Source organism: Phenylobacterium sp. (assembly GCF_025351295.1).
Classification (GTDB): Bacteria; Pseudomonadota; Alphaproteobacteria; order Caulobacterales; family Caulobacteraceae; genus Phenylobacterium.
Map to the genome: position 1 here is coordinate 44006 of NZ_JANXWD010000065.1, position 11236 is coordinate 55241.

General features: G+C 65.7%; 11 protein-coding genes. All 11 read right to left on the minus strand.

Annotated elements, in window-relative coordinates; all coding sequences use genetic code 11:
- Positions 1-3 precede the first annotated feature (3 nt).
- Positions 4-1410 carry an aromatic ring-hydroxylating dioxygenase subunit alpha gene (locus Q0R13_RS09965; RefSeq protein WP_293903200.1) on the minus strand — a complete coding sequence of 469 codons (1407 nt, stop codon included), beginning with the start codon at positions 1408-1410 and terminating at the stop codon, positions 4-6.
- A gap of 2 nt (positions 1411-1412) precedes the next feature.
- Entirely contained in the window at positions 1413-2555 is a 1143-nt protein-coding gene (locus tag Q0R13_RS09970; RefSeq protein ID WP_293903202.1) for a thiolase family protein, read from the minus strand.
- A gap of 18 nt (positions 2556-2573) precedes the next feature.
- Positions 2574-2984 (minus strand): OB-fold domain-containing protein, encoded by a 411-nt coding sequence (locus Q0R13_RS09975; RefSeq protein WP_293903205.1) that lies wholly within the window; start codon positions 2982-2984, stop codon positions 2574-2576.
- A gap of 89 nt (positions 2985-3073) precedes the next feature.
- A complete protein-coding gene (locus Q0R13_RS09980; protein WP_293903208.1) occupies positions 3074-3937 on the minus strand; it encodes a ThuA domain-containing protein in 864 nt (287 codons plus the stop codon).
- A gap of 4 nt (positions 3938-3941) precedes the next feature.
- Positions 3942-4952 carry an NADP-dependent oxidoreductase gene (locus tag Q0R13_RS09985; RefSeq protein ID WP_293903211.1) on the minus strand — a complete coding sequence of 337 codons (1011 nt, stop codon included), beginning with the start codon at positions 4950-4952 and terminating at the stop codon, positions 3942-3944.
- Between the two features lie 19 nt (positions 4953-4971).
- On the minus strand, positions 4972-5982 hold the full coding sequence (locus Q0R13_RS09990; protein ID WP_293903214.1) for an alpha-ketoacid dehydrogenase subunit beta: 1011 nt from the start codon (positions 5980-5982) through the stop codon (positions 4972-4974).
- Positions 5983-5984: 2 nt separating this feature from the next.
- Positions 5985-6950: a thiamine pyrophosphate-dependent dehydrogenase E1 component subunit alpha gene (locus tag Q0R13_RS09995; RefSeq protein ID WP_293903217.1), complete on the minus strand. Its 966-nt coding sequence runs from the start codon at positions 6948-6950 to the stop codon at positions 5985-5987.
- A gap of 22 nt (positions 6951-6972) precedes the next feature.
- A complete protein-coding gene (locus tag Q0R13_RS10000) occupies positions 6973-7740 on the minus strand; it encodes an SDR family oxidoreductase (protein WP_293903220.1) in 768 nt (255 codons plus the stop codon).
- Positions 7737-8306, minus strand: a complete 570-nt coding sequence (locus tag Q0R13_RS10005) for an SDR family oxidoreductase (protein ID WP_293903223.1) — start codon at positions 8304-8306, stop codon at positions 7737-7739. The genes Q0R13_RS10000 and Q0R13_RS10005 overlap by 4 nt, the downstream gene beginning before the upstream one ends.
- 152 nt (positions 8307-8458) lie before the next feature.
- Positions 8459-10837, minus strand: coding sequence for a TonB-dependent receptor (locus tag Q0R13_RS10010; RefSeq protein WP_293903226.1), 2379 nt, complete (start codon positions 10835-10837; stop codon positions 8459-8461).
- Positions 10838-11123: 286 nt separating this feature from the next.
- On the minus strand, positions 11124-11236 hold a 113-nt coding region (locus Q0R13_RS10015; RefSeq protein ID WP_293903229.1), incomplete at its 5' end, for a DUF924 family protein.

Here is an 11236-nt window from a genome sequence, read left to right on the forward strand (position 1 = left end):
GGCCTACTTGCCGGCGGCGGCTTCTCCGGCCGCTATATAGCGGTCGATCATGAGGTGTAGCTGGCGGATGCGCATTTCGGAGTAGCGCCCGAAGTGGACCTCGCCATTGCCTGACGCATGCAGGCCTTCCTGCACGTAGGGCAAGTTGCCCATGTCCTGCTCGAAGATTCCGGCAAGGCCGCCCATTTCGACCGCGTCGCTCCACGGATCGTCGACGCTCAGTTCGCGCACCGGCGCCGGCTTAGGCCGGGGCCCCTCCTTGGGGACGCGTTTCAGCATGATCACGTCCATGATCCCACTGTCCGGGTCGCGGCCGTTCGGCCGCCAGCGATAGACCAGATTGGGGGCGTATCCGCCCCAGAAGCTCATGTTCGGCCAGAAATTGTAGAGCAGCGGATCGCCCATTTCGGCGTCCGAGCATTGCGAGTAGTCCCAGCCGTCCTCGGCGCCCAGCATTGTGCGGGCCTGCTCGGCGGCGAACGCCCGGGCGCTCATGCCGTCGGGTACGAGGTTCTCGGCCTCGGCGGCAAAACCGCGCCGCCCTCCGCTCGTGCCGCCCATGGCCTGGATGATCTCGGTCGGCGTGTAGTTCTCGTCGGCGACAAATGGGCTGGGCACCCCCGAGGCGGAGAACTGTCGGCTCACATAGTCGTTCAGCACATCGTATTGGCTGTTGGCGTCGGCCAGGAACGGCAGGATCTGCGGGTGGGTGGTGACGGAGTGGTGGCTCTCCATGAAGGCTTCCGCCAGCGCTTTCCAATTGCAGCGAACCACCTTGGAAACGTGCATCGACTTGTAGCGGTTGGCGTAGTCATAGCCTTTGAAATGCTCGGCCAGCGGACCGATCTGGTCCATCAGCGGCTGCGCGTTCAAATCCATGTTGATGAACACGAAGCCGCCCCAGGTGTCGACTTTCGCCTGCGGCAGGCCCATGTCGCGGCCCTCCCACTGCGGGAAGTCCCAGCCGATGGGGTTTTCCTTGAACGTGCCGTCAGTGTTCCACGACATGCCGTGATAGGGGCAGCGGAACTCGTCCTTACAGCCGTTCAGTGTCACCAGCTTGCGGCCGCGATGCAGGCAAGCATTGTAGTAGGCGCGGATTTCCCCCGTGGCCGTCCGGGTGACGATGAACGATTTTCCGACGACCTCGTAGATATGATAGTCGCCGGTCTCGGGGATATCCTCCTCGCGGCAGGCCATCTGCCAGATTTTCGACCAGACATGATCGATCTCTTTCTGGAAGAAAACAGGGTCGAAATATCGCGACACCGGCACGGGTTCCAGTCCGATGTCCGGGGTCGGGCCCTGGCGCATGAACTCTGGAACGACCCGCGTATCCCGATTGAGAATGTCGTCGTACGACTCCGACGGGTGGCGATCGGGGCGATAGGTTGGCGCGGATCCATCCATGTCTAGATCTCCAGGATTGCGACGGCGGAAAGACCCGGCGCGCCATAGACTTGACTGTAGGCGAGGCGAGCGCCGCCGACCTGCCGGGCTTCCGCGCGTCCGCGGAGTTGCTGGACGTTCTCATAGACCTGCCGCAGGCCTGACGCGCCGATCGGCTCGCCGCAGGCCAGGCAGCCGCCATCGGTGTTGATCGGGAGCTTACCCGAAAGCCGGGTGGCCCCCTCGGCAAGCCACTGCTCCTGCTCACCGTCGGCGCAGAATCCGTTCTCCGCCATGTGCATGATCTCGGCCCCGGATTCAGTGTCCTGAATCTGCGCGACATCGATATCGCCGGGACCGACGCCTGCCATGTCGTACGCCGCCTTCGACGCCAACTCGGTCGGTGAGACGCCGCGTTCGATGTCCAGGGAGGGCGCGAACACCTCGAAGGAGCCCTTGGGACGGGTGCGGACCGCCGCCCCGCGAACCCGGGGTCCGGCGAGGCCCAGCTCCCGCATCTTCGTCTCAGACGCCAGCACCAGCGCCACGCCGCCTTCGGCCGGGGAGCAGAACATGAACTTGGTCAGCGGGTCCGACAGCATCTGGCTGGTCATGATGGTCTCCAGATCGACCGGGGACCGCCGCCAGGCGTGCGGCGTGACCGTTCCGTTCTCGTAGGCCTTGACCGCCACGCGCCCCAGTGTCGTGGCGCTGATGTCGTGAAGCTCCATGTACCTGCGGATCTTCATGGCGAAGAACTGGGTGGTCAGCATCATGCCGGTTTCGCCGTACCAGCGCGGCAGGCCTGAGGCTTCCGGGTCGGCGTTGAAGGCGCCCCTGGGGTGTTTGTCGAAGCCGATCACGACGCCCAGATCGAACTCGCCCGACTTGATCGCCCAATAGCCCGAAAGGAGCGAGGAGCCGCCCGTGGCGCAGCCGTTGGAGATGTTGATGAACTGCACGCCGGTCAGACCCAGGCGGGGCAGGGCGGCGTCCGCGCTCCCCGCGGCGGAGGAGCCGCCGAACGCGAACTGAATGTCGGACCACTCGAGGCCGGCGTCGGCCAGCGCCTCGCGGACGGCATGCACCCCCTGGTCGAGCCCGGTCTTGTCGTCATGGCGCCCGAACGGGTGTATTCCGGCCCCAATGATATGAACTTGGGTCATGTCTACAGCCTCCTCGTTTCAGGTCGCCGGTTCAAAGGCGTAGGTGCTCAGCTCGCCGCGGCTTGAGGTCGGGAATTTCTCAATGGCCACGCGCATGGGCTGGCCGATCTTCAGGTCGGCGATGTCATCCACGAGAATGCGCCCCTCGATGATCACCTGACCGGGAAATTCCACATATCCCAAGGCGAAGGGCTTGAAGCTCTTCTCGTCGTCGTCGCCGATGTAAGGCGGTGTCTTGGGGCGAAATCGCTGCATCGTGTACGACCACAGGCGGCCCTCGCCGGTCACTTCGATCGCATCGTAGAGGGCGGCGTCGGCGCCCGAGGGCATCGGGAAACGAATTTCGCCATCGGCCTTGCGCCGGCCGGCGATCATCCGAGGCCCGCCCGCGCCCTCGACGAACACGCCTTCGGCGACAACTTGGCTCATGCGTCAATCCTCCCAGCGCGCTCAGGCGCGTCGGTGAGAAAACCATACGGCGTCGAATAAAAAAGTCACTCGTGTTTTCTTTGAACGCGTCAGTCTGTTTCGTTTTGGCGCGCCGAGCTTGATCGTTCGCCTCGCGCCCAGGCGAGCGCGGCTTCGGAGGCGACCCATTCGATCGCGTTGCGAACGATCCGGCGAAAATCGGGGTTGGCGTAGGTCTCCGGGCCGTCGCCGGGCTGAAGATAGACCAGCGGGCTGTTGATTGCCCGCTTTGTCCAGCCGATCAGATTTGACCCCGCCGCGTGGTCCCAGCCCTCGTTGGAGAACATCCGGCCCCGCGCGACCGCGTGGTGGGCCGAGAAAAAATCGTCGCGAACGAAGGCGTGGCGGGCCCGCAGCAGCGGCCGCACCTCGGCCTCGAACACCTCATAGAGGTAGAGCTCGTCCCGCAGCGGGAACGATGCGGGCACGCCCTGAAGGATCGGGTGCGCCGGATCGGCGGATTCGGCGTCATAGGCGACGTCGTGCCGATAGCCGGAGTCCGGACACATCCGACCCCGCACAAGCGTGGGCTTGTAGAGGAACCGGCCGCCCAGCCAGTCCGCATACTCCGGCCAGCCCGGCCATCCGGCGATAGCGTGATGCAGGGCGACGACCCCCTTGCCCTGGGTCAGCAGCGCTTTGAGGCCCGCCTTGACCGAGGCCTCCGGCGCCACGACTCCCGGCTTGTCGCGCTCGGCGCCAAAGTCGATCCCGGGCATGTCGTAGAGCACCAGGGCGTCGAACCCGTCCATGGCGTCCGGGTTCATCAGGCGGCCGGCGGCCGGCTGGTCGACGAAGCTGGCCTGGACGCCCGGCATGTCCTCGAACACCGACGCGAAGGCGTTGCGGTCAAACGGGTGCCCCTTGACCGAAACCAGGATCCGCAGCGGCTCGCCGTACCGAATGACCGGCAAGGGTTCAGCCTCCGTCCGCGACCTTGAGCAATTGTTTCCCGAAGTTGGCGCCCTCGAAGAGGCGCATCAGAGTCTGCGGCGCGTTCTCGAGGCCGACCTGGATGTCCTCCTTGAACTTTAGGCGTCCGTCCGCAATCCATTGCGAAATTCGCCGGCGCGCCCACGGAAACTCGCCGATGAAGTCGGTGAGGATGAAGCCTTCCATGGTCGCGCGCTTGAACACCAGGTTGAAGTAGTTCTCAGGACCGGCGGGCATCTGTCCCAGCTGGTAGCGGCTGATGCCGCCGCAGATGACCACCCGGGCGTGCAGGGCGATCTCGCCCATCAGATCGTTGAGGATCGGCCCGCCGACATTGTCCCACAAGACGTCGATCCCGCCCTTGGCGTGTTCACGCACCTGCCTGCGGAGGTCGCCGGCCTTGTAGTCCACCGCCCCGTCGAACCCGAGTTCATCCACCAGCCAGCGGCACTTTTCCGCCCCGCCCGCGACACCGATGACCTTGCAGCCGCCGATCTTGGCGATCTGGCCGACCACGGAGCCCGTCGCGCCGGCTGCGCCGGTGACCACCACCGTGTCGCCAGGAAAGGGTTTGCCGATCCGCTGCAGTCCGAACAGCGCGGTGAGGCCCGTGGTCCCCAAGACGCCGAGGTGCGCGGTCGGCGGCCCGTCATCGGGCAACTTCAACAGGTCCTTGGCGGGCAGGGTGGCCAGGTCGCGCCAGCCCAGTATGCCGGTGACCTTGTCGCCCTCGCGCAGCAGCGGGCTGTTCGATGCGACGACCTCGGCCAGGCCGGAGCCACGCATCACGTCGCCGATTTCGGTGGGCGCGGTGTAGCCGCCGATGTTCTCCATCCAGCCCTTTTGCGCCGGATCGAACGCCAGATAGAGGGTCCGGACCAGCACCTCGCCCTCGCCCGGCGCGCCAACCTCGGTCTCCACCCACTTGAAGTCATCCTGGACCAGCGCGCGGCCGTTCGGTCGCCCATTGATCAGCCACTGGCGGCTGGTGGTCATGATCGCTCCTTGTGTCGGATCAGCGCCAGGACAGCGCCGCGCGCGCCGCCTCTTCGATGCGCCGCGGATTGGGGAGGAACTCGTCCTCCAGATTGGGCGCGAAGGGCACCGGCGTGTGCGGACAGGTCACCTGGCCGATGGGCGCCTTCAGGCTGCGGAAGCCCTTGCTGGCGACCATGGCGGCGACATCGGCCGCCAGCGAACAGCGCGGCGGGCTCTCGTCGATGACCACCAGACGGCCGGTCTTCCCGACGCTGTCCAGAATGGCGTCCTCATCGAGCGGAGATGTCGTTCTGGGGTCGATCACTTCAACCGACACCCCGTCCTTGGCCAGGACCTCGGCCACCGCCAGCGCACGCGGGACCATGGGGCCAAACGCCACGAACGTCAGGTCCTTGCCCTCCCGCGCGATGTTGGCCTCGCCGAAGGCGATGCGGTAGGCCTCGTCGGGAACCTCCATCTCGGTGTCGTAGAGCACCTTGGATTCCATGAAGATCACCGGGTCGTCGTCGCGGATGGCGTTGATCAACAGGCCCTTGGCGTCATAGGCGTTCGACGGCATGACCACCTTGAGACCCGGGATCATGGTGAACAGCGGATGCAGGGTCTGGCTGTGCTGGGCGCCGGCCCGGAAACCGGCGCCGATCATGGTGCGAATGACCATCGGCGTCTTGGCCTTGCCGCCGAACATGTATCGGAACTTGGCGGCCTGATTGTAGATCTGGTCGAAGCAGACGCCGACGAAGTCGACGAACATGATCTCGGCGACGGGCCGCATGCCGGTGAGCGCCGCGCCGGAGGCCGCCCCGATGATCGCGCTCTCGCTGATCGGGGTGTCGATCACCCGCTCGGGACCGAATTCCTTGTAGAGGCCGCCGGTGACGCCGAATACGCCGCCGACCCCGCCGGTTTCGCCCGAGGCGCCCTGACCGCCGGCGACGTCCTCGCCGATGACGATGACCTTGGAATCGCGCCGCATCTCCTGGCGGAGCGCCTCATTGATGGCCTGACGATAGGATTTGCGAGCCATGTTCAATACCTGACGTAGACGTCTTGTTCGAGGGTCGACAGGTCCGGCCGGGGGGCGGCGATGGCCAACGCCACCGCCTCCTCGATCTGCGCCAGAACCTCAGCGTCGATGGCGTTCAGATCGGCGTCGTCCAGGAGACTCGCCTCGGTGACCTTGGTGCGGAACCGGGCCAGCGGATCGTTGGCCCGCGCCTGCGCCAGCTCTTCGGGCAGGCGGTAGGCTTGCGGGTCACCCACGAAGTGGCCAAGGAATCGCGAGCAGACGATCTCCAGCGCATAGGGCCCCTCGCCCGCCCGCCCGCGTTCGAGCGCGCGGCCCATGGCGTCGTGGACCGCGAAAAAGTCCGAGCCGTCGACCACCTCGGCCGGCATGCCGAAGCTCTTGGCGCGCTCGGCGATCGACGGGGCGCCCACCGCATAGCTGGCGGCGGTATGTTCGCCATAGCCGTTGTTCTCGAAGGCGAAGATCGCCGGTACGCCGAGCACGACGGCCATGTTCAGCGCTTCGAACGTGGTGCCCTGGTTCGAGGCGCCGTCGCCGGAGAACGCCACCGCGACCTTGCCGGTCTTCAGGAGCTTCTGGGTGAGGGCCGCACCGACCGCAATCGGCGGCGAACCCCCGACGATGGCGTTGGCGCCCAACATGCCCTTGGACATGTCGGCGATATGCATCGAGCCGCCCTTGCCGCCGCAGAGACCGCCGGCCTTGCCCATGATCTCGAGCATCATGCCCTTCACGTCGCAGCCCTTGGCGATGCAATGCCCGTGGCCGCGGTGGGTCGAGCCGATCTGGTCCTCGTCGCTGAGGTCGAAACAGACGCCGATCCCTGAGGCTTCCTGACCCAGATAGACGTGGGCGAAGCCCGGGATATTGCCCAGGGCGAACTCCTTATCCACCCGCTCCTCGAACGCGCGGATCGTGGACATCCCACGGTAGGCGCGCTTCAGGTCGTCGCGGCTCAATTGCATCTCATCGATCCTTCCATGGGCGTCAGTCGGCGCCTCGCCCGCCGTCGACTGTCAACTCGACGCCGGTGACCATGGCCGCCTCGTCGCCGATCAGAAAGAGGATGGCGTCCGCCATGTACTGCGGCAGCCCGATCATCTTCAAAGGTGTGTCGTCCGCGAAGGCGTCTGCCAGGGCCGGATCGTCTCCGAACTGGCTGGTGATCATCGGCGTCCAGATCACCCCGGGATGCAGCGAGTTGACGCGCACCTGCGGTCGCATGGCCGCGCCTTCCACGGCCGCGGTCTTGGTCAGGCCGGTGACGGCGCCCTTGGTGGCGCAATAGGCGATGGCCCCGGGAAAGCCGACCTGGCCCATGAGCGAGGAGACGTTGACGATGGCGCCGGGCGCGCCGGCGCGGGCAATGGCTTCGAACCCGAGCTTCAGGCCGAGAAAGGCGCCTTGGACGTTGACGTCATAGATGCCTTGGAAGTCCGCTTCGGTGGTGTCCGCGAGCGGCCGCACGAAGAAGGCTCCGGCGTTGTTCACCACGCCATAGACGCCGCCCAGCTCGGCTTCGGCCCGAGCCATCACCGTGCGCCAGTCGGTCTCGCTGGCGATGTCATGGGGGACGAAGATCGCCTTGCCGCCCTCGGCGGTGATCTCGGCGACCACGCTGGCGCCGTCAGCGGCGTCCCGCCCGGTGCAGGCGACCTTGGCGCCCTCGCGGGCCAGGAGCTTCGCCGTCTCGCGGCCGATGCCCTTGGTGGCGCCGGTGACCACCACCACCCGGTCTTTAAGGCCACCGGTCATCGGGCCAGCGCCCCGCCGTCGATCACTAGGTCCGCGCCGGTCATGAACCGCGATCTCCCGGACGCAGCAAAGGCCACGACGGCGGCGATATCGGCGGGCATGTAGGGGCGGCCGAGCGGGTTTTCCCCGCTGCCCGGCAGCACGATATTGACGCGAATCTTCTCCGGACCCAGCTCCAGGGCTGCGGCCTTGGTCATGAGTCGGAGGCCCTGCGTCAGGGCGTCGAACGCGCGTCGTTGTCCAGCCGGCGGGGCGACAAACACCACCGACCCCCCGCCCCCCTTGGCGCGCATCGAGGACACGCCGGTCTGCAGCGCAAGGAATGCCGCCCGCAGGCTGGCCCCGACCTGACCGGAAAAGTCGATGGCGGTCGTCTTGGCGATGGGACCGATCGTCGTATCGGGGGCTATGAAAACCAGGATGTCGAGGCCGGCAGAGTCTTCGTCAGCCGGGCTTTCGACGAGCCGCGCGCCGTCCGCGCCGAGGGCGTGGCCGATCGCCTTCGCCAGGTCGTCGCCGGCGCCGATCAGCCTGGCCGTCAGAAGGGGGGGCGCGGGCCTCTCCATCGTCGGACGCACTCCCCAGCTTGCAATACGCCCCGCCCGTGTTCGGGCTTCGGCGGCCCCCGCGAGGCGCAACCCGAAGTCATCGGGACGCGATATATAAAGTCAAGGCTGACTGTTAGCGGCATCTCGAACTGTTTTCGCCCGAGCCGGGGTTAGAACTTGGCCTGTAGCTCCACGAAGACGGTGCGCGGATCGCCCCAGCCCTGGAAGAACACCACGGGCAAGGAGTTGCTGCGATAGACCTTGTCGGTGAGGTTCTTGCCGGCCACGGTCAGCTTGTATTGCTTCCAGCTGTACGAGGCCGAGGCGTTCAACAGGCCGAAGGAAGGCTGGTAGTCGCCAAGACCCGCCAGGGTCGTGAACAGATATTTGTCGGTCCAGTTGTAGGCGGCCGTGACATCGACGGCGCCCGGTCCCACGTCGAAAACGTAGTCGATGCCGACCCGGTAGTTATACTTCCCGACGCGTTCAAGCGGCTTGCCGGTGATGTCGGAAACCGTGCCAGGCGCGCCGGCCTGGCCGCCGGGTCCGATAGGCGAGACCACGCCGGGCAGCTTGCCGTTGGTGATCTTGGCGTTCTGCATCCCGCCGGAGGCGGTGAGCGTGAGGCCGGGCGCCTGTTCGGGGCGATAGGCGAATTCGAATTCGGCGCCCCTGATCCTGACCCGGGGAATGTTGACGATGTAGGTGTTGGTGCCGGGGCCGTCGCCCGGGGTGGTGACGACCTGGCCGGCCTGGTGGTCCTTGTCGATGTTCCAGAAGCCGGCGACGTTCAGCACCACTTGGCCGTTGAGGAACGTGTTCTTCGCCCCGAGTTCATAGGAGACGTCGGTTTCCGGGTTGAAGGTCGCATAGTTGGCGCCCGGCGAGAAATTGGTGCTGCCCACCCGGGACTCCGAAAGCGTGCCGCGCGGCGAGAACCCACCGGACCGGAACCCCTGGCTACGGCTGATGTAGAGCAGGCTGGTGTCGGACAGCCTGTAGTCCGCCGAGAACCGGGTGATCACCTTGCTCCACGACTCCGAACCGCGGAACGGGGGCCCTTGAGGCGTGCTGGTTCCGGGTGGGAAGATGATGTTGAACGCGTTGTGGAAGCTGGTCGACTCGTCGATGTAGCGCAGGCCGCCTGAAATCTTCAGCTGGCTGGTCACGTTCACGTCGAGGTTGCCGAACACCGAGATGCTGTGGTTCCGTTCGCCCGAAATCTGATTGGTGATCGGACTGGTCGGCGGCACGCCGGGGACCTTCGTGCGGGTCAGTTGCAGGGCCTCGATCGTGTGGTGGAAATAGTAGGCCCCGACCGTGGCCTTGGCCCTCGAGCCGAAGTCGTGCGACAGCCGGACTTCCTCGGTGAACTGGTCATATTTCTGCGGGCGCGAGGTGTGCAGGAACCCCAGGATCGGGTTTGGCAGCACCCGGCAAACCCCGCCGCCCAGCACGGATGCGCCGCAACTGCCGTCGAAGTCCTGTTCGGCGTCATCGTGCTGATGGATGAACGCCGTCACCGAAACGAGTTGGCCGATCGGCGTGTTGTAGTCGACGTTCAGGGCATAGCGCTGCTGGGTCAGTAGATTCCGGTCCGGAAAGTCGTTCGCGACCTGCAGCGGACCCAGCGGGATGGTGACCCCGGGGATGAAGGGGGACCCGTATTTGTTGTAGGCAAGGCCCGGGATCACCGCCGGCAGGAAGCTGTAGACCTGGGCCGCCAGCGGGTTGCCGAGCGCGACGGGGGTGCCTTCGCCATACTGGTGCGTGAAGTCGGCCGTCGCCAACAGGTGCAGGTCGGGCGTCAGGTTCCAGTCGAGCGCCACCGTGCCGGTGGAGAGCGCATCTCGACCATAGCTCTTCTGCGTGTAGAGGTTGTCCAGGAAACCGTGGCGCGAGCGGAATGAGTATCCCACCTTCAGGCCGGCGGTCTCACCCAACGGCGCGTTGAGGGTGATTTTTTCGGCGTTCTGTCGATAGTCGCCATAGCCGACACTCACGTTCGCGCCCCACGCGTGGGTCGGCCGGGTGCGGTGGATGCTGATCGCGCCGGCGGTGGTGTTCTTGCCGAAGAAGATCCCCTGCGGACCTCGGCTGATCTCGACCTGGGCGATGTCGAATGAATCGATCAGCTGTGCGGTGTTGGTGCCGATCACCACATCGTCGATGAGCAGGCCGACCGCCGGGTTCTGGCCCTTCTCGATATCGGAATAGCCCAGGCCGCGGATGTAGATGGCCGACGATCCGGCCCCGGCGCCGACCCGGCCGATTTCCACATTGGGCGCGATGCCGTTCAGGTCCTCCAGCGTCCGCGGCTTCAGGGTTTCCAACTGCTTGGCGGTCACCGCCGTCACCGCGATGGGCACCTCTTGCAGCTTTTCACTGGAGCGGCGGGCGGTAACCACAACCGATTCGATGGTGGTGGCGCTTTCGGCGGACCCCTTGGCCGCGGCGTCCGCCGCGACCGCAGGCTGGGCCGCCAACGCCAGCGTCAGGGCGCCGCCGCCCATCAATGCGACACGGAATCTCGAAGCCTGGTTGCCCACGATCTAGCCTCCCCTGGACCGCTGAACGCGTCTGGTGCGCGTTTCAGTCACAGTCCAACAAGCTGTGGAGTGAACGCCGCCCAAAATAAAAGTCAAGCGTGATTGTAACAAGCGAAGCGGGCGGCATGACTCGATAGAGCGCCGCTGCGGTGCGGTCAGAGCGTCACGATCCGCCTAGAGCACGACTGCTTGAAGTGGATACCGGTTCAAGCGCCCGTCGTGCTCTAAGCTTTTGATTTAGAGCCTTTTTGTCCGGTTCAAATGATTCCATATGAACCGGAAGGCTCTAGCCGCCGAACCCGCCCTCATCCAGGAATTCCCGCTCCTCCGGCGTGGTCACCCGCGCCAGGGCGGCGTTGCGGTGCGGGAAGCGGCCGAAGCGCACGACGATGTCGCGGT